15 protein-coding genes are annotated in these 18,018 nt (G+C 63.6%); 6 read left to right on the top strand and 9 right to left on the bottom strand.

Features of this window, described 5'->3' with window-relative positions; all coding sequences use genetic code 11:
• The first annotated feature begins 5 nt into the window (after positions 1–5).
• The 4 genes from FGE21_RS08365 to FGE21_RS08350 all read left to right on the top strand — a co-directional run bounded on the left by FGE21_RS08365 (position 6) and on the right by FGE21_RS08350 (position 4,960).
• Positions 6–1,310: a thymidine phosphorylase gene (locus tag FGE21_RS08365; RefSeq protein ID WP_139662847.1), complete on the top strand. Its 1,305-nt coding sequence runs from the start codon at positions 6–8 to the stop codon at positions 1,308–1,310.
• A complete protein-coding gene (locus FGE21_RS08360) occupies positions 1,310–2,554 on the top strand; it encodes a phosphopentomutase (protein ID WP_139662962.1) in 1,245 nt (414 codons plus the stop codon). Before FGE21_RS08365 ends, FGE21_RS08360 begins: the two co-directional genes overlap by 1 nt.
• Before the next feature lie 154 nt (positions 2,555–2,708).
• Entirely contained in the window at positions 2,709–3,341 is a 633-nt protein-coding gene (gene upp, locus FGE21_RS08355; protein ID WP_139662846.1) for a uracil phosphoribosyltransferase, read from the top strand.
• 182 nt (positions 3,342–3,523) lie between these two features.
• Positions 3,524–4,960, top strand: coding sequence for an SPOR domain-containing protein (locus FGE21_RS08350; protein WP_139662845.1), 1,437 nt, complete (start codon positions 3,524–3,526; stop codon positions 4,958–4,960).
• A gap of 241 nt (positions 4,961–5,201) precedes the next feature.
• Here FGE21_RS08350 and FGE21_RS08345 read toward each other — a convergent pair whose 3' ends face one another.
• Positions 5,202–6,212: a hypothetical protein gene (locus FGE21_RS08345; protein ID WP_139662844.1), complete on the bottom strand. Its 1,011-nt coding sequence runs from the start codon at positions 6,210–6,212 to the stop codon at positions 5,202–5,204.
• A gap of 111 nt (positions 6,213–6,323) precedes the next feature.
• A complete protein-coding gene (locus tag FGE21_RS08340) occupies positions 6,324–7,952 on the bottom strand; it encodes an AMP-binding protein (protein WP_139662843.1) in 1,629 nt (542 codons plus the stop codon).
• A 199-nt stretch (positions 7,953–8,151) separates the two neighbouring features.
• Between FGE21_RS08340 and FGE21_RS08335 the strand changes: the two genes are divergently transcribed.
• Positions 8,152–8,802: a sulfotransferase family 2 domain-containing protein gene (locus tag FGE21_RS08335; protein ID WP_139662842.1), complete on the top strand. Its 651-nt coding sequence runs from the start codon at positions 8,152–8,154 to the stop codon at positions 8,800–8,802.
• A 146-nt stretch (positions 8,803–8,948) separates the two neighbouring features.
• A complete protein-coding gene (locus tag FGE21_RS08330; protein ID WP_139662841.1) occupies positions 8,949–9,641 on the top strand; it encodes a Hint domain-containing protein in 693 nt (230 codons plus the stop codon).
• Positions 9,642–9,869: 228 nt separating this feature from the next.
• Here FGE21_RS08330 and FGE21_RS08325 read toward each other — a convergent pair whose 3' ends face one another.
• From FGE21_RS08325 to FGE21_RS08295, 7 genes are all read right to left on the bottom strand, one after another.
• Positions 9,870–12,071, bottom strand: a complete 2,202-nt coding sequence (locus FGE21_RS08325; RefSeq protein WP_139662840.1) for a 3-hydroxyacyl-CoA dehydrogenase NAD-binding domain-containing protein — start codon at positions 12,069–12,071, stop codon at positions 9,870–9,872.
• Positions 12,068–12,553, bottom strand: coding sequence for a cupin domain-containing protein (locus tag FGE21_RS08320; protein WP_139662839.1), 486 nt, complete (start codon positions 12,551–12,553; stop codon positions 12,068–12,070). Before FGE21_RS08320 ends, FGE21_RS08325 begins: the two co-directional genes overlap by 4 nt.
• Positions 12,553–13,764: an acetyl-CoA C-acetyltransferase gene (locus tag FGE21_RS08315; RefSeq protein ID WP_139662838.1), complete on the bottom strand. Its 1,212-nt coding sequence runs from the start codon at positions 13,762–13,764 to the stop codon at positions 12,553–12,555. The genes FGE21_RS08320 and FGE21_RS08315 overlap by 1 nt, the downstream gene beginning before the upstream one ends.
• Positions 13,765–13,774: 10 nt before the next feature.
• Positions 13,775–14,407 (bottom strand): glutathione S-transferase family protein, encoded by a 633-nt coding sequence (locus tag FGE21_RS08310; protein ID WP_139662837.1) that lies wholly within the window; start codon positions 14,405–14,407, stop codon positions 13,775–13,777.
• Between the two features lie 285 nt (positions 14,408–14,692).
• Positions 14,693–15,856, bottom strand: coding sequence for an acyl-CoA dehydrogenase family protein (locus FGE21_RS08305; protein ID WP_139662836.1), 1,164 nt, complete (start codon positions 15,854–15,856; stop codon positions 14,693–14,695).
• Between the two features lie 35 nt (positions 15,857–15,891).
• Positions 15,892–16,104, bottom strand: a complete 213-nt coding sequence (locus FGE21_RS08300) for a hypothetical protein (RefSeq protein WP_139662835.1) — start codon at positions 16,102–16,104, stop codon at positions 15,892–15,894.
• Positions 16,105–16,201: 97 nt separating this feature from the next.
• A complete protein-coding gene (locus FGE21_RS08295) occupies positions 16,202–17,983 on the bottom strand; it encodes an acyl-CoA dehydrogenase C-terminal domain-containing protein (protein ID WP_139662834.1) in 1,782 nt (593 codons plus the stop codon).
• Positions 17,984–18,018 lie beyond the last annotated feature (35 nt).

The following is an 18,018-nucleotide window of genomic DNA, read 5'->3' as shown; positions in this document are numbered from 1 at the left end:
CGGCAATGGATGCACGCGCGGTGATCGCCAAGCTCCGCCAGAAGGCGGTCCCCACGGAGGAGGAGCTGATCTGGTTCGCCAAGGGTCTTGCCAGCGGCGAGGTCAGCGACGCACAAGCCGGGGCGTTTGCCATGGCGGTCTGCCTCAACGGGTTGCCGCCCACGGCACGGAGCGCCCTGACATTGGCGATGCGCGACAGTGGCGATGTGCTGCACTGGGATGTGCCGGGGCCGGTGGTCGACAAGCATTCCACCGGCGGCGTCGGCGATTGTGTCTCGCTGCTGCTGGCGCCGGCGCTGGCGGAATGCGGCGCCTTCGTGCCGATGATTTCGGGGCGGGGCTTGGGTCACACGGGTGGCACGCTGGACAAGCTGGAAGCCATCCCCGGCCTGAGCACCCAGGTGCCCCAGGCGCGTCTGCAGCAGATCATTGCCGATGTGGGCTGTGCCATTGTCGGGGCCACGGCCCGGATCGCGCCGGCGGACAAGCGGCTCTATGCGGTGCGCGATGTCACCGCGACGGTCGAGAGCCTCGATCTGATCACGGCCTCGATCCTGTCAAAGAAGCTCGCGGCCAGCCCCGAGGCTCTGGTGCTGGATGTGAAAATCGGTTCCGGCGCGTTCATGAAAACCCCGGAGGCGGCCCGGGCGCTGGCGGTCTCGCTGGTGGAGACGGCCAATGCGGCGGGCTGCCCGACACAGGCGCTGATCACCGATATGAACCAGCCCTTGGTTGCAAGCCTCGGCAATGCGCTGGAGGTGGCCGAGGTGATGCGGGCACTGACCAGCGGGCAGGACAGTCCGATCATCGCTTTGACGGCGGCCCTGGCAGGGACAGTGCTGCAGAAATCGGGCCTTTCGGAAACGGCGGAGGCGGGCGAGGCACGGATTGCCGCGATCCTGAAGGACGGCCGCGCTGCGGAGCGGTTTGCACGGATGGTCGCGGCCCAGGGCGGCCCGTTGGGATTTGCCGACAAGTGGGAGCGGTTCCTGCCGGAGGCACCGGTCATTCTAGAAGTGACCAGCGAGGCAGCCGGATATGTTGCCGCCATCGACGGCGAGGCGCTCGGGCTGTGTGTGGTACAGCTTGGCGGTGGCCGCATGGTGGAAAGCGACGGAATCGACCCGGCGGTTGGTCTGTCCGATGTGGTGCCGCTTGGGACCAAAGTGGGGCGGGGCGATGTGATCGCGCGGGTCCATGCCGCCCGCCCGGAGGCCGCGCAAGAGGCGGCGTCGGCCTTGCGGGCGGCGGTGAGCGTGGCGTCTGCAGCCCCGTCGGTGCTGCCACTGGTGCATGAAAGGATCGGATGATGGCGCGCGCCTTTCTGGTGGTGATGGATTCTGTCGGGATCGGCGGAGCGCCGGATGCGGCGGCGTATTTCAACAAGGACCTGCCGGATCTGGGCGCCAATACGGTGGCCCATATTGCCCAGGCCTGTGCCGAGGGGCGGGCAGAGGAGGGCCGCTCCGGTCCCTTGCGCGTCCCGACGCTGGTGCGATTGGGGCTGGGGGCGGCGGTGCAGCTGGCGTCACATCAGCCGGCACCGGGGGTGAGCGACGCAAAGGACCGGGGCGGCGCATCGGCGGTGGCGCGGCCCGAGGGTCTGTGGGGCGCCGCCACCGAGATCAGCGCGGGCAAGGATACGCCATCGGGGCATTGGGAACTGGCCGGGGTGCCGGTGCCCTGGGACTGGACCTATTTTCCGGAAACCGGCGCCGCATTCGATCCGGATCTGGTGGCCCATGTGGCGGCGGCTGCCGGCACGGACGGTATCTTGGGCAATTGCCACGCGTCGGGCACCACCATCATTGCCGATCTTGGCGCCGCCCATATGCAGAGCGGCCGGCCGATTTGCTATACATCTGCGGACAGCGTGTTCCAGATCGCCGCCCATGAGGAGAGCTTTGGCCTCGACCGGCTGCTGGCGCTTTGCGAAGCCGTCGCCCCGCGCCTGCATGCGATGAAGGTGGGGCGTGTCATCGCGCGCCCCTTTGTGGGAACGCCCGAGACCGGCTTCACCCGCACCGCCAACCGGCGCGATTTTGCGATCCGCCCGCCGGCCCCGATCCTGACCGATTGGGTGCAGGCGGCAGGGGGACGGGTGCATGGCATCGGCAAGATCGGCGACATATTCTCCATGCAGGGGATCGACACGCTGCAAAAAGGCGAGGATGCCACCTTGATGGAGCATCTCCTCGATGCGGTGGAGACCGCCGAGGACGGCAGCCTGACATTTGCCAATTTCGTCGAGTTCGACAGCCTCTATGGCCACCGGCGTGACATCTCGGGCTATGCCCGGGCGCTGGAGTGGTTCGACGGGCAGATCGGCCGGGTCATCGACGGGCTGCGGCAGGGCGACCTCCTGATCCTGACCGCCGATCACGGCAATGACCCGAGCTGGCCGGGTACGGATCACACGCGCGAACGGGTGCCGGTGCTGGTTGCGGGCGCCGGGGCCGGGGGCCTCGGGCTGGTTGCCTTTGCCGATGTGGCGGCCTCGGTTGCGGCGCATCTCGGGGTGGCGGCACAGGGGCCGGGGCGGTCGTTTCTGTAGCTGGTCGGGGGTGAGACAGGGCCGCTCCGGGGCCGATCAGGGGCCAATCCGGGACGGTGGACAGGACGGGCGCGGGGGCATGAGCGGGAAAACACCTTGCCTGCCTCCCGGCCTGCCGACTATGAGACACAAAAGCCAAAGAGGAGCGCGCCCGATGAGTGACCACCTGACAGTCGTTGACCACCCGCTGGTGCAGCACAAGCTGACAATCATGCGCAACAAGGCCACCTCCACGTCGGAGTTCCGCCAGTTGCTGCGCGAAATCACCCAGCTGCTGGCCTATGAGGTCACCCGCGAACTGCCGATGACCACCACCTCGATCGAGACCCCGATGGAGGACATGGAGGCCCCGATCCTTGCGGGCAAGAAGCTGGCGCTGGTGTCGATCCTGCGGGCGGGCAACGGGATGCTGGACGGGGTGCTGGAACTGGTGCCCTCGGCGCGGGTCGGCTTTGTCGGCATGTACCGCGACGAAGAGACGATGCAGCCGGTTCAGTATTACTTCAAGGTGCCGCAGCAGATTTCCGACCGGATGGTGATCGCGGTGGATCCGATGTTGGCCACCGGCAATTCCTCGGTTGCGGCCATCGACCTGCTGAAAGAGGCAGGCGCGACCGATATCCGTTTCCTGTGCCTGCTGGCCGCACCCGAAGGCGTCGCACGGATGAAGGAGGCGCATCCGGATGTGCCGATCGTCACGGCCTCGCTGGATCGTCAGCTGAACGAAAAGGGCTACATCATGCCCGGTCTGGGGGATGCAGGCGACCGGATGTTCGGCACGAAATAACGCCGCTGCCGAGCGTCCGAACAGACGCTGGGGTCCGGGCTGCAGGTGCGGGAAAACCCGAGCGACGAAACGAGGGACAAAACGGCGATGATTTGGTCCGCGCGGCCATATTGTTGCCGCCAACGGCTTTACTCGGATTCGGACTTCGGGCATCCTGAGCCTATATCTTGTGGGGCGGGTCCATGAAAATAACAAGAATTGCGGCAGTATCCATTATATTGGCGACCGGACTGAGCACAGGTGCTGGCGCGCAGACCATCCGCAGCGCCGCAGAGCCTGCTGAATTTCCGCCGACCTCCTATCAGGGGCGTCAGTATGTGGACAGCAAGGGCTGCATCTTTATTCGCGCCGGTGTCGATGGCAACGTGAACTGGGTGCCGCGGGTGAACCGGGCGCGCCAGCAATTATGCGGAGCCGAGCCGACCGCCGTGGCGGGCACAACCAAGAACCGCCCCGTCTCGCAACAAGGGCCCGATGTCATCACTCTCGCCCCCGAAGAGCCCGCGGCAGTGTCCGGCCCTGCAGCTGCGCAAGACCGTGCACCGGATGCGACGGCCGCGACGGCGACCGGCGCAACGGCTGCGGCTGCGGCGGCTCGGGTGGCTGCGGCGCGGCCGCCTGTCACCACGGTCAGGCCCGAACGGACCCCGGCCTCGACCTCCACCGGTGCGGCAGTGGTGCCCCGCAGGGTGCTGCCAGCAGAACAGCCGACGCCGCAACCGGTGCGGCCGGCCACTGCGCCTGTGCCACAGCCGATACCGGCCCCTGCCACCGGCCCCTGCGCCGGAGCCTCTGCCCTGAGCCAGCAGTACATCAATAAAGGACCCGGCGTCCGCTGCGGGCCGCAGCGTGAGGATCCGCTCAGCACGCTGACACCGGATACCCGGATCCTGCCGCGTCACCTGTACGAGGAGCGCCTCTTGCTTGCAGACGTACGTGTGCCGGAGGGCTATCGGCCCGCTTGGCAGGACGGACGCCTGAACCCGCATCGCGCAGAGCGGACCATCCGGCCTGCGGTGCTGGCGAGCCCCTCGGTGCCGAAAGGCTATATGCGCGTCAATCGCGATGACAACCGCATGAGCGCGTCGCGCGGCATGCATACAGCGGCGGGAGAGGCGCAGATGGCTCAGGTCTGGACCAACGGGCTGCCGCGCAAACAGGTGCTGCAACCGCTGGATAAAGTCCCGTTCTCCCTTCGCAAGGCCCAGCGTTTATACGCCGCCGAGCTGGCCCAGACACAGACAGAGCCACAGACACAGGTGCAGACTGGGGCACAGGCTGGGACCCCCGGTCGGTCTGCCGCCGGTCAGGATGGAGACAGCGATCTGGTGCTGCGCTTGTCCACCCGCTCTGCCGCCGGCGCGCCGCGCCCCGCAGCGGATCGCTCATCCGCGCCCGCGCGGTATATCCGCGCCGCCACCTTTGCCGACCCTGCCGAGGCCCAAGCCGTTGCGCACAGCCTTGCCGAGGCGACCGGCCTGATCATGCGCCTGGGAACAGTCACACGCGGCAGTCAGACCTATAGCGTCGTCCTGTCCGGGCCCTATACGGGCAGTGCGCAAAAAGCGTTGCGGCGGGTGCAGGCGGCCGGTTTCAAGGGTGCACGGCTCAGCAACTGAAGAGCGCCCGCCGTCCGTCAATTTGGGGGCCAGTCAGTTGAGGTCCGGGCAGGCGAGATCCGGGCAGGCGAGGTTCGGTCAGCCCAGGTTCAGGCCGTTTGGGTCTTGTCAGTTGGAACCCAAATCGCCGGGTCCACAGTCAGCTGGGGCCAAGTTGGGAGCCAACCATTCGGGAGTGGGCAGGGCGCGGCCAGAGCAGGTCCCGCGAGCGGCGTCCTGTGGGCGGTCACAGGTTCCGCTGTCAGCCGCAGATATTCTGCAACTGAACCCAATCCCTGTCATTGAGCACCGGCGCCAGATCGCGACCGGCCATCGGATCGGCCTCGATCAGGCCCAGCGTGCTCTCTCCGGTCACATCGCGGGCATAGGCGTAGGGCGTCGACGGGATCGCGGCGCGGGCAAATTCGGCCAGCAGGGTCTCATCCGCGACCGCAGGGCGAGGCGCGGCCAGTACCGCCTCGGAATACCGGTCGAGGGTCTCGCGCTTGATTTCGCCGGTGGTCAGCAGCCGGAAGGTCGCGACGATGCCACCGATATCGAGGATTTCTGCCATCGGATCATGGTCTTGCGTACGGGCGCGTTCGATGAGGACGGCCCCGGCGGCGACCGCGGGATCTTCGAAATCCTCGACATAGGCGCGGTGGATCAGGACGATGCCGCCGGGCAAGGTCAGGCTTTCGGCAATGCCGGAGCGCATCACCGCCACCCGGCGCACGCCGGCGCGCTCGGCGAGGGCCCGCAGGATCGGATCTGCCTCGGGCGTTGAACAGGCCTGACCCGAGACCCGTTCGATCCGCCCCAGCAAGGCCTGTCCAATCGCCTTGCGGTGCACGTCGGAGACGGCCGCGAGGGTCTGCTGGCGCATGGTGCGGGGCAGGCCAAAGCCAAGCAGGATCACCGCCAGCACCAGAACGCCCAGCCCGCCAAAGAGACGCAGCCGACCGGGATGGGGACGGGCCCGCAGGATGGCGGCCTGCACCTTCTGGATGGCGTCGAGCATGGTGACCTCATCCTCGCCCAGCTCCAGCGTTTCGCCGGGGTCGCCATCGGGATGGTAGATCGCCGGAAAGGCACCGGGATTGGCGCGTTCAACGGCGGCCAGCGACCAATGCGCCAGCGGTCGGTCCTGCATATCGGTTATGGTCAGCGTCGCGTCCCCAAGCGAGACGATCACGTCCCGCCGCTGGTCGTCTGGCGACGGGCGCCAGATCCCTGACGCCTCGAGCCGCTGAAATTCACGGAGTACCGTCATCAGACCGGTCTGCCTGCTCCATCTTGTTCTTCACCGGCTTTAGCACGGGCCGGGCACCGGCGGCAAACCGGTTTGCTGGCCCAATGGTCATATGAGGTGATTATTGTGTGTTCAGAAGGTCTTGAACCGTCTGCGCAACTCAAACTTCTGGATTTTCCCGGTCGATGTCTTTGGCAATTCCTCAAAGATGACGGCCTTTGGCGCCTTGAACCCGGCCAGAGTCTGGCGCGCAAAGGCAATCAGCCCCGCCTCATCGACCTGGGCACCGGCCTTCAGTTCGACAAAGGCGCAGGGCACCTCGCCCCATTTGTCATCCGGTTTCGCCACCACCGCCGCGAGATTGACATCGGGATGCCCCATCAGCACGCCCTCGACCTCGACAGACGAGATATTCTCGCCGCCGGAGATGATGATGTCCTTGGCCCGGTCGGCGATCTGGATATAGCCGTCGGGATGCTGCACGGCGATGTCGCCGGAATGGAAATATCCGCCCTCAAAGGCCTCGGCGGTGGCGGTGGGGTTTTTCAGATAGCCCTTCATGACGGAATTCCCGCGCATCACGATCTGGCCCTGCGTGCGCCCGTCCTTGGGCACCTGCGTCAGAGTGTCATCGAGAACCGTGACCGCCTCCATCATCGGAAAGGCAACCCCCTGGCGGGCCTTGATCGCGGCGCGTCCGGCGGTGTCCAGCCTGTTCCATTCCCTGTCCTTCCACAGGCATTCGGTCACATGCCCGTAGGTCTCGGTCAGGCCATAGACCTGGGTGACATGAAACCCGAGCGCCTCGATCTTTTCCAGCGTGGCCGGGGCAGGGGGCGCCCCAGCGGTAAAGACCTCGACCGTATGATCAAAGGCGCGTCGATCCGCATCGCTGGCGTTGACGATCATGTTCAACACGATGGGCGCGCCGCCGAAATGGGTCACGCCCTCCTGCGCGATGGCCGTGTAGATCGCCTCGGCGGTGATATTGCGGCAGCAGACGACAGTGCCGCCGAGCACCGGCATCATCCAGGTGTGATTCCAGCCGTTGCAGTGAAACAGCGGCACAATGGTCAGATAGACGGGACGGATCCGCAGCCCCCAGGAAATCACCGTGCCCATGGTCATCAGGTAGGCGCCGCGATGATGACAGACCACGCCCTTCGGCCGCCCGGTGGTGCCGGATGTATAATTGAGCGCAAGGCTCTCCCATTCGTCCTCGGGCATGATCCAGTCGAAATCATGCGGGGCTTCGGCCAGGATGTCCTCATAGGTGGGGTGGCGGCCACTGGCGCTGATCCCGGCCTCCCCGTCGGGGACTTCGATCAGGATCGGGCCGTCACCCTCCATCTGCGCCTTGGCCGCCTCGGCGAGCGTGAGGAACTCGCTGTCCACCAGCGCCACTTTGGCCTCGCCATGGTCAAAGATATAGGCAACCGTTTCCACATCCAGCCGGGTGTTGATCGTGTTCAGCACCGCGCCACAGGCAGGCACGCCGAAATGGGCCTCTGCCTGGGCGGGGATGTTGGGCAGGATCGTGGCCACCACATCGCCCGGTGTCACCCCCATGCCCGCGAGGGCCGCCGCCAGCCGGGTGCAGCGGTCATGGTATTGGGCATAGCTGACCCGGCTCTGGCCGTAGACCAGCGCGGTTTCGCCCGCATGAACATGCGCCGCGCGCTGCAGGTGCGACAGGGGCGTGAGCGGCACATAGTTCGCTGCCGTCCGCTCCAATCCCGTTTCATCCGCCAGCCACCCCATGAGCTCTCCTCCCCTGTATCCTGTTTGGACCTGTACCCTGTCTGGACCTGTAACCTGTCCGAAATTCCCCCGTCGGATGGAATATTGCGCTGCTCTTGCGGAAATTGAAAGAGATTGCGCAAAGGCCCTGCCATTCTTCTGTTCGCGGCGCGGGTCAAAGGTGGTTTCGGGATGGGTTTGAATGGGTTAGCCTGCGCATATGATCCTGTCGCGCGGCCGCAATTACGTGTTTATCCATGCTCCGAAAACCGGGGGAACGGCGCTGGCGCTGGCATTGGAATCGCGCGCCATGGCCAGCGATGAGATGCTCGGCGACACGCCCAAGGCGAAAAAACGTCGCCACCGCCTGCAGGGGGTCACGACGCGCGGCCGGTTGTGGAAACATTCCACCCTGGCGGACATCGAAGGTCTGGCCACACCCGAAGAGCTGCGGCAGATGTTTGCCTTCACCCTCGTGCGCAATCCCTGGGACCGCGCGGTCAGCCTCTATCACTGGCTGCAGCATCAGCGTTTCGACCACCCGATGGTGCCGCTGGCGCAGTCTCGCTCCTTTGTGGGGTTCATCACCGACCCTTTGGTGATGCGCGCGTTTTCCGATGCGCCAGTGCCGTCTTACATGCGGCAATCCGACGGCCAGGAGCATTGCAGCCTCTATATCCGGCTGGAACATTTCGGGACCGATGCAGAGCCGCTGTTTGACCATCTCGGGTTCCGGCTGAAATTGCCGCGCACCAATATGTCGGAGCGCAAGCGGGACTGGCGGCCCTATTACGATGACGCCGCCGCCTCTGCCGTGAGGAAATGCTGTGCGGTTGAAATCGAACGATTTGAATACTCTTTTAACGAATAACGCCTATCCCTTTGCCTATTGGCGGCTCCGAAAGAGACCGCGCCCAGGCCGAACCGGTTTGCTACACTCGTGAACATGGACCGGTCGCTGGAGCTTTGAACCCTTGAGAGGTTCGTCGCACAAGATCAGGTCGAAAGGACAGGAACATGCTGGATTGGTTTGCAAAACGAAATGCCTCCCCGATAGCAGAGGCATTTACAACGCAATATCCCATGGTGGCCACGGGCCATGCGGGGTTTCTCACCGGGACCATGGTTGCCACCTCCTTTGGCTGGCGGCCGGTCGAGCTGCTCAATATCGGCGATGAGGTCCTGACCTTCGATCACGGCATGCAGGCGGTGAAGACCATTCAGCGGCAGGTGCTGGTGCTCGGAGATACCGCCTGCGCCCAGGACATGGCTCCGATCTACATTCCCCGGGATGCCATCGGCAATCGCAACCCGATGTGGGTGAAGTCCGAGCAGGGCATCATGATCGAACATGACCTGGTCGAGGACAAGCTGGGCGATCCCTATGCCATCGTTCCGGCCTGCACGCTGGAAGGCTATCGCGGGATCTCCCGCTCGCCGCAGCAGGTCACGATGGAGGCAATCATTCTGACCTTCGATCAGGATGAGGTCATCTATATCGACGCCGATATTCTGGCGTTTTGTCCCGCCCGGCAGGATTTGATACACTACTGTGTCACCGAACAGGACGACAAACTCTACACGCCGCTCTCTGCCCTCGAAGCGCGCGAACTGGTCATTGATATGATCACCGAAGATAGCTTTTGGACACCCGGCGTGCTGGCCGGCGGCGGTGGCACCGGAGAGCCGCAATACGCCACCTACAACTGACGCCCCCGCAGCGAGCTGACCGCGTGCCGGCCTCGGTCGCGCGTGCGGACCTGGGGCGCACAGGCCCGGGTCAGGATTGCGGCGGAACGACGCCTGAACCGGCCAGCACGGCGCGAGAGCTGGCCTGAACGGGGCCTGAGTGGGGCCTGAACGGGCACGAAAAAGGGCCGCCCCTGAAGGCGACCCTCTGTTGTCCCCAGACCCTGCGTTGTCCCGAGACCCTGCGGATCAGGCGGCCTGATCTTCTGCCGGGGCAAAGCGGCCATAGAACGTCTGCCCTTTTTCCGCCATCTCACGCAGCAGCGCCGGGCAGGCGAAGCGATCGCCGTAGGCCTCGGTCAGCTGGTCGCAGCGTTCGGCGGCATAGGGGGCACCGATGATGTCGAGCCAGCTGAGCGGGCCACCGGACCAGGGGGCAAAGCCCCAGGCGAGGATCGCGCCCACATCGCCTTCGCGGATGTCCATCAGCACACCTTCTTCCAGCGCCCGCACTGCTTCGAGCACCTGCGAGAACATCAGCCGTTCCTGCACCTCGATCAGCGACGGCTGGCTGTCTGCATGGGGATATTTCTCCGCCAGACCAGGCCAGTAGTGGGTGCGCTTGCCCTTTTCGTCATAGTCGAAAAAGCCCGCATTCGCCTTGCGGCCCAGACGCCCTTCGGCCTCCATCCAGAAGATCAGATCATCCGCGGGGCTTTCGGGATAGGCGTCGCCCATCGCCGCCTTGGTGGCGCGGGCAATCTTGGCGCCGAGATCAATCGAGGTCTCGTCATTGAGCTGCACGGGCCCCACCGGGAAACCAAGCTGACGCGCGGCATTGTCGATCAGCACCGGGCTGACGCCCTCGGTGATCATGCGCAGGCCCTCATTGATATAGGGGATGATGCAGCGGTTGGCGTAGAAGAAGCGCGCGTCATTGACCACGATCGGCGTCTTGCGGATCTGGCGCACGTAATCCAGCGCCTTGGCCACCGCGCGATCTCCGGTTTCCGCGCCCTTGATGATCTCCACCAGCAGCATCTTTTCAACCGGCGAGAAGAAGTGGATGCCGATGAACTGCTCGGGGCGGCTTGAGGCCTTGGCCAGTTCGGTGATCGGCAGGGTGGAGGTGTTGGAGGCAAAAATGCAGTCGTCGGGGATGATCGCCTCGACCTTCCGGGTCATCTCGGCCTTGACGCCGGGATCTTCAAACACGGCCTCGATGATCAGATCGCAGCCCTTCAGCGCATCGAGATCGGGCGTTGCGGTGATCTGGGCCAGCAGCGCCTCTTTCTTTTCCGCCGTGGCCTTGCCGCGCTTGATGCCCTGATCCATGTAATTCGCGGAATAGGCCTTGCCCTTGTCGGCGGCGGCCTGATCGCGGTCCACCAGCACAACCTCCATGCCGGCCTGCGCCGACACCAGCGCGATGCCCGCGCCCATCATGCCCGCGCCCAGAACACCAACCTTGCGCACGGTCTGGTCCTCGATCCCCTTGGGACGGACAGCGCCTTTTTCCAGCGCCTGTTTGTTCAGGAACAGGGACCGGATCATCGCCGAGGAGGATGGGTTCATCAAAACATGGGTGAACCAGCGCGCCTCGATCTTCAGCGCGGTGTCAAAATCGACCAGCGCGCCCTCATAGACGGCAGAGAGCAGCGCCTTGGCGGCCGGAAAGGCGCCCTGGGTCTTGCCATGCACCATCGCCGATGCGCCGACGTAGTTCATGAAACCGGCCGGGTGATAGGGCGCGCCACCGGGCATTTTATAGCCCTTGGCATCCCAGGGTTTGACGATGTCAGCAGGTTTCGCGTTCAGCACCCATTGGCGGGCCGCTTCCAGCGGATCGGCGGCGACCTCATCGACAAGGCTCGCGCCTTTGGCCTTTTTCGGGTCCAGCATCTTGCCTTCAAGCAGCACGGGCGCGGCCGCCACGGCCCCGACCATGCGGGAGTAGCGGATCGTGCCGCCGCCACCGGGGAAAATGCCCAGCAGGATTTCCGGCAGGCCGATCTTTGCCTTGGGATTGTCGGTCATGGCGCGATAGTGGCAGGCCAGTGCGATTTCGGTGCCGATGCCCGCGCAGGTGCCGTTGATGGCACAGGCGATGGGCTTGCCGCCCTTGTTGGTCTTGGGCTCCATGCCGGCGCGTTCCAGTTTGCGCAGGATGCGGTGCCCGTTCATGGTGAAATCAAACAGGCCCTGCGCCGGGTTCTCACCGGATTCCTCGCGGATGGAGGCCAGCACGTTCAGGTCCATACCGCCGGCAAAATCCTTCTTGCCCGAGGTGATCACCACGCCCTTGACCGCATCGTCGCCAAGGGCGCGGTCGATGAACTCCTCCACCAGGCTGAAGGCCTCGCGGGTCAATACGTTCATGCTCTTGTCGACCGCATCCCAGGTGATGATGGCAATGCCGTCTGCGTCTACGTCGTATGTGAAATCGCTCATGTTTCGTCTCCGATCTGGTCAGCCGTCAGCGGGCTGCCGTCTTTCCGGGTGTAGCTTGATATGTCGTCTGCGACCTGCACCATCATGTCGAGGTCGCTGTAGATTGCGGTCTCGGTTGCGGTCCTCGTTCCGATCACGAGGAAAGAGGCCGGCGCATCGCTACGGTTGATAAGGTGGTGGCCGTTTGCGTCGCCCTTGGGGAAGGCGGCGCAATCGCCCGGGTTCATCGCCTGCTCGCCCTGATCATCCACCAGCACCAGAGCGCCCGCGGTGACCATGACGAACTCGTCCTGCTCCATATGATAGTGGCGCAGGCTCGACAGGGCGCCGGGCTCCAGATGCACCAGGTTCACACCATACTGGCTGAGCCCCCCGGCATCGCCGAGCGGTTGTGCGCTGCGCCCGGCAACACACGCAGCGAGCCGGCCTGGGTAGCTGGTTCCGTCCCGCGCCGGGATCTGTGACAGGTCGAGCTTTGGCATCAGACGCGCTCGATGATGGTTGCGGCCCCCATTCCGGACGCAATGCAGAGCGTGGCCAGACCGCATTCCTTGTCCTGGCGTTCCAATTCGTCCAGCAGGGTGCCGATGATGATCGCACCGGTGGCGCCCAGCGGGTGACCCATGGCGATCGAGCCGCCGTTCGGGTTCACTACGGCCGGGTCGATATCAAAGGCCTGCATGAAGCGCAGAACCACCGAGGCAAAGGCCTCGTTGACCTCAAACAGGTCGAGGTCAGAGATCTTCATGCCGCTGTCGGCAAGGATCTTTTCTGTGACGGGCACGGGGCCGGTCAGCATGATGGTCGGGTCGGTGCCGATCTTGGCGGTGGCGCGGATGCGGGCGCGCGGTTTCAGCCCGTGTTTCTCGCCGAATTCCTTGTTGCCGATCAGAACGGCCGCGGCGCCATCGACGATGCCGGAGGAGTTGCCCGCGTGGTGGATGTGGTTGATCCGCTCCAGATGCGGGTATTTCAGTTTCGCTACCGCATCAAAGCCGGGCATCACCTCGCCCATCATCTGAAACGATGCATTGAGCGCTCCCAGCGCCTGCATGTCGGTGCCGGGGCGCATGTATTCATCATGGCCGAGGATCGGCAGCCCGTTCTGGTCGCGCACGGTGATGATGGATTTGGCAAAGCGGTTGTCGTCCCAGGCCGCCTTGGCGCGACGCTGGGATTCAACGGCCAATGCATCGGCCTGATCGCGGCTGAAGCCATATTCGGTGGCGATGATGTCAGCCGAGATGCCCTGGGGCACGAAATAGGTCTCCATCGCCAATGTCGGGTCGACCGCGATGGCCGCACCATCCGAGCCCATGGCCACGCGTCCCATCATCTCCACGCCGCCGGCGATATATGCATCGCCCGCACCGCCCTTGATCTGGTTGGCCGCCAGGTTCACGGCCTCCATGCCGGAGGCGCAGAACCGGTTGATCGCCAGGCCCGGAATGGATTGATCCAGATCAGAGGCGAGCACGGCCGAGCGCGCCAGGCAGCCGCCCTGTTCCATCACCTGGGTCACATTGCCCCAGATCACATCCTCGACCGCGTGGCCTTCCAGGTTGTTGCGCTCTTTCACCGCGTTCAACGTCAGCGCGGAGAGGCGTACCGAGGTCACCTCCTGCAGCGCGCCATCCTTGCGGCCCTTGCCGCGTGGGGTACGGACGGCATCATAGATATACGCTTCGGTCATTATAGTCTCCTCAAGCTCGATCCGACGGGTTGCCGGGCATCAGATCATAGGGGTGTTTCCAGCCGGGCAGGTCGCTGATACGCGCCAGCCAGGTGTCGATATGGGGCCATTCGGTGCGGTCAAACCCGAAGGGTTCTGGGTAGTATAGGTAGCTGCAGCAGGTCAGATCGGCATTGGTCACAGATTGGCCGACCATCCAGTCACGCTCCGCCAGATGCGCATTCAGAATTCCATAGGCACCTCTGAGACGCCCCTGCAGGAAGGCAATGACCTCTGCCGGGCGTTTGTCCCGGGGTATGAAATTCATCAAAAACCGGCACATGCCAGCCATGGATGAGAGCTTGTGGTTGTCCCAAAGCTGCCACCGCAGGATTTCGCGTTTGTCTTCCGCGCCGGAGCCGCCGAAATGCCCGTAGGTGTCAGACAGATACTGCTGAATCACCCCCGACTGGCTGAGCGTCAGGTCGCCATCAATCAGAACCGGGCATTCGCCCATTTCGTTCAACGCATCGCGAAAATCTTCGCCACGTGTCTCGCCGCTGAAGAAATCAACAAACACCGGGGTCCATTCCAGCCCCGCGAGCTCCAGCGCCAGTGCCGCTTTGTACGAATGTCCGCTTTCTCCGAAGCAATAGAGTTCCATATCAAACCGCTCCTCTTTCTGGTGATGGCACGGTGGGGGTTTCACACCCCCACACCCCCGTGAGGTATTTCTCAAAAGATGAATTGAATTGAGGGAATATTAACCAAGAAGGCGGCAATATGGCGGTGCGGTACAGGCTGGGGAGCCGATGGCCGTAAAAGGTGAAAGTGCATCCGCCCATTAGGCGCAAGGCCAGGGGGCGGATGCACCCCTTGCTTTCATCTTTTCTGAAATACCTCCGCCGGAGGCATCCACCGATCTCATCACAGAACCGCGACTGATGTGTCACAACGACCTCGCAATCAGTTCCTTCATGATCTCGTTTGTTCCGCCATAGATGCGTTGCACGCGCGCGTCGGCCCACATCTCCGCCACCGCATATTCCTGCATGAAACCGTAGCCACCATGCAGTTGCAGACATTCGTCCAGCACGTCTCCCTGGGTGTCGGTGATCCAGTATTTTGCCATGGCGGCTTTTGCGACCGTCAACTCTCCACGTAGGTGCTCCACCATGCACTCATCAAGAAACGCGCGGGCAACTTTGCTTTTGGTGAGGCATTCGGCCAGCTTGAATCGGGTGTTCTGAAATTGTGTCAGCGGTCCGCCAAAGGCCTCACGCTCCTTGCAGTAGGCAATGGTGCGTTCCACCGCGCCCTGCATGGCGCCGACAGCGCCACAGGCGATGATCAGACGCTCCTGTGGCAGCTGCTGCATCATCTGGTAGAATCCCTGACCTTCTCCACCGCCAAGAATGTTTTCCGGCGCAACCGCGATGTTGTCGAAGAACAATTCGGAGGTGTCCGCTGCATGCAGGCCGACCTTTTCCAGGTTCCGACCGCGCGTGAAACCTTTGGCGTGGTCGGTCTCCAGCGCCACCAGAGAGATCCCCTTGGCGCCCTCAGAGGGGTCGGTTTTGGCCGCGACCAGGATGAGGTTGGCGTGCTGACCGTTGGTGATGAATGTCTTCTGACCACTCAACCGGTACATATTCCCGTCCAGAACGGCCTTTGTCCGGATCGCCTGCACATCCGAGCCCGCAGAGGGTTCCGTCATCGCAAGGGCGCCGACCAACTCGCCGGTGATCATCTTCGGCAGCCACCGCCGTTTTTGCTCTTCGGTGCCGTAGGACAGGATGTAATGCGCAACAATTCCAGAATGGATGCCGTGGCCCCAGCTGGCCAGATTGGCGCGACTGGCTTCGATCAGAATCGCGGCCTCATGGCCAAAATCGCCGCCGACGCCGCCATATTCTTCGGGAACAGACGGACACAGCAGCCCCAGCTCGCCAGCCTCGGACCAGGTCGACCGGTCCATCTCGCCCTGCTTGCGCCAGGTTTCGAACTTCGGTGCCCACTCCCGGCTGATGAAGCTCCGGGTCATATCGGCAAGCATCTGATGTTCGTCGGTCATCCATGCGGAAGAGGACCGAAAATCCAAATCTGCGTCCATCTCTCTCCCCTTTGGCGCGATCTGTTCGACCTGCGCTATCGTTTTCGGGCCTCCAGTTCGGCGTTGAACAGCCGCAGCCGGTGGCTCAGGTTTTCGGTGTCCGTGACGCTGTCGAAATGTTCGAACAGGAAGGACAGGGCTTCTCCCTCATCCAGACCGGCCTCATGGGCAAACCGTTTGAGCCTGCGATAGCCGTCCTCCGTCATGGCGACGGGAAAGCGGCGGGTCAGGCGAAAGCGTTTGGGCATATCCGGATCCTCTCATCTCCAAATGCGCCCCGGCCGTCACAGGGACCGAATGCGCCCCGAAAGGCGCATCCGTTTCTCAGGTCACAGCCTGCTGCAATCAGAACTGATCGGCCGCGAGCGCCATCACCGTGTCGGCGCCGGTCTCGATACGGGCGAGGTGCAGTTTTGTGGCAGGCAGCTGACGTGCCATGTAGTAGCGGCCGGTGGCGATCTTTGTCTCGTAGAACGCCGCGTCAGAGGCCCCCGCGTCAAGCGTCGATTGCGCCGACTTTGCCATCATCGCCCACATCAGGCCGAGGCACACCTGCCCGAACATATGCATGAAGTCATAGGACCCGGCGAGCGCGTGGTTGGGGTTCTTCATGCCGTTTTGCATGAAATACATGCCAGCCGCCTGCAGATCCTTCGAGGCCGCCTTCAGGGGATCGATGAACTCCTTGGTGTAGGCCTCGGAAATATCGCCGTTTTCCTTGCAGAACGCTTTGATCAGCTCAAAGAAGGCCATGACGTGTTTGCCGCCGTCCTGCGCCAGCTTGCGGCCGACCAGATCCAGCGCCTGAACGCCATTGGCGCCCTCGTAGATCATCGCGATACGGGCGTCGCGGGTGTATTGCGACATGCCCCATTCCTCGATGTAGCCATGACCGCCATAGACCTGCTGGGCCTGCACGGTCATGTCGTAGCCCTTGTCGGTCAAGAAGCCCTTGATGACCGGCGTCATCAGCGAGATCAGCCCGAGCGCGTCCTTGTCCTCGCCGCGGTGGGATTTGTCGATCAGCGTCGCCCCCCACAGAAGGAACGCCCGGCCGCCTTCGACAAAGCTCTTTTGATCCATCAGGTTGCGACGGATGTCCGGGTGCACGATCAGCGGATCAGCCGGGCCGTCGGGGTTCTTGACGCCGGTGACATCGCGCCCCTGCAGGCGGTCCTTGGCGTAGTCCAGCGCGTTCTGGTAGGCGGCGTCGGCCTGTGCCAGACCCTGCATGCCAACCCCAAGCCGGGCCTCGTTCATCATGGTGAACATGGCGCGCATGCCCTTGTGCATGTCGCCCAGCAACCAGCCCGTGGCCGCGTCATAATCCATCACGCAGGTGGAATTGCCGTGGATACCCATCTTCTCTTCGATCTTTCCGACCGAGACACCGTTGCGGCTGCCGGGGGTGCCGTCATCGTTGACAATGAACTTCGGCACGATGAACAGCGACACACCCTTGATGCCCTCGGGGCCGCCGGGGATCTTGGCCAGCACCAGATGGATAACGTTCTCCGCCATGTCGTGGTCGCCCGCCGAGATAAAGATCTTCTGGCCGGTGATCTTGTAGGAGCCGTCGTCCTGCGGCTCTGCCTTGGTGCGCATCAGCCCGAGATCGGTGCCGCAGTGGGGCTCCGTCAGGTTCATGGTGCCGGTCCATTCGCAGGACACCATCTTGGGCAGATACATATCCTTCTGCGCGTCCGTACCATGCACCAGAATTGCCGAGGCCGCACCATGGGTCAGGCCCTGATACATGGTGAACGCCTGGTTCGCGGCAGAGAAGAACTCGCCCACGGCGGTGCCCATGACATAGGGCATGTTCTGGCCGCCGTATTGTTCCGGCATGTCGAGACCGGTCCAGCCGCCCTCCTTGACCTGCTCGAAGGCCTCCTTGAAGCCGGTCGGCGTATAGACCACGCCGTTTTCCAGCCGACAGCCTTCGGTGTCACCGACCGTGTTCAGCGGATGCAGCACGGCGCTGGCGATCTTGCCCGCCTCTTCGAGGACGGCACCGGTGAACTCCGGATCAAGCTCATCATAGCCCGGAATACCGGAGTCTTTGATGTTCAGAACGTCATGCAGGACGAATTGTGTGTCCTTGGTGGGGGCGGTGTAGCTTGGCATCGCGTTCCTCGTCGGTTGCGCTATTCGCGGTCAGA

The organism is Phaeobacter sp. B1627 (assembly GCF_006265095.1).
Lineage (GTDB): Bacteria > Pseudomonadota > Alphaproteobacteria > Rhodobacterales > Rhodobacteraceae > Epibacterium.
The sequence above is the reverse complement of the archived record's forward strand: the minus strand, read 5'-3'. Positions and strand labels throughout refer to the sequence as shown.

Bases quoted from the DNA above. Each gene is read 5' to 3' on its own strand.
- FGE21_RS08365 (WP_139662847.1), top strand. From the start codon at position 6: ATGGATGCACGCGCGGTGATCGCCAAGCTCCGCCAGAAGGCGGTCCCC.
- FGE21_RS08360 (WP_139662962.1), top strand. From the start codon at position 1,310: ATGGCGCGCGCCTTTCTGGTGGTGATGGATTCTGTCGGGATCGGCGGA.
- upp (WP_139662846.1), top strand. From the start codon at position 2,709: ATGAGTGACCACCTGACAGTCGTTGACCACCCGCTGGTGCAGCACAAG.
- FGE21_RS08350 (WP_139662845.1), top strand. From the start codon at position 3,524: ATGAAAATAACAAGAATTGCGGCAGTATCCATTATATTGGCGACCGGA.
- FGE21_RS08345 (WP_139662844.1), bottom strand. From the start codon at position 6,212: ATGACGGTACTCCGTGAATTTCAGCGGCTCGAGGCGTCAGGGATCTGG.
- FGE21_RS08340 (WP_139662843.1), bottom strand. From the start codon at position 7,952: ATGGGGTGGCTGGCGGATGAAACGGGATTGGAGCGGACGGCAGCGAAC.
- FGE21_RS08335 (WP_139662842.1), top strand. From the start codon at position 8,152: ATGATCCTGTCGCGCGGCCGCAATTACGTGTTTATCCATGCTCCGAAA.
- FGE21_RS08330 (WP_139662841.1), top strand. From the start codon at position 8,949: ATGCTGGATTGGTTTGCAAAACGAAATGCCTCCCCGATAGCAGAGGCA.
- FGE21_RS08325 (WP_139662840.1), bottom strand. From the start codon at position 12,071: ATGAGCGATTTCACATACGACGTAGACGCAGACGGCATTGCCATCATC.
- FGE21_RS08320 (WP_139662839.1), bottom strand. From the start codon at position 12,553: ATGCCAAAGCTCGACCTGTCACAGATCCCGGCGCGGGACGGAACCAGC.
- FGE21_RS08315 (WP_139662838.1), bottom strand. From the start codon at position 13,764: ATGACCGAAGCGTATATCTATGATGCCGTCCGTACCCCACGCGGCAAG.
- FGE21_RS08310 (WP_139662837.1), bottom strand. From the start codon at position 14,407: ATGGAACTCTATTGCTTCGGAGAAAGCGGACATTCGTACAAAGCGGCA.
- FGE21_RS08305 (WP_139662836.1), bottom strand. From the start codon at position 15,856: ATGGACGCAGATTTGGATTTTCGGTCCTCTTCCGCATGGATGACCGAC.
- FGE21_RS08300 (WP_139662835.1), bottom strand. From the start codon at position 16,104: ATGCCCAAACGCTTTCGCCTGACCCGCCGCTTTCCCGTCGCCATGACG.
- FGE21_RS08295 (WP_139662834.1), bottom strand. From the start codon at position 17,983: ATGCCAAGCTACACCGCCCCCACCAAGGACACACAATTCGTCCTGCAT.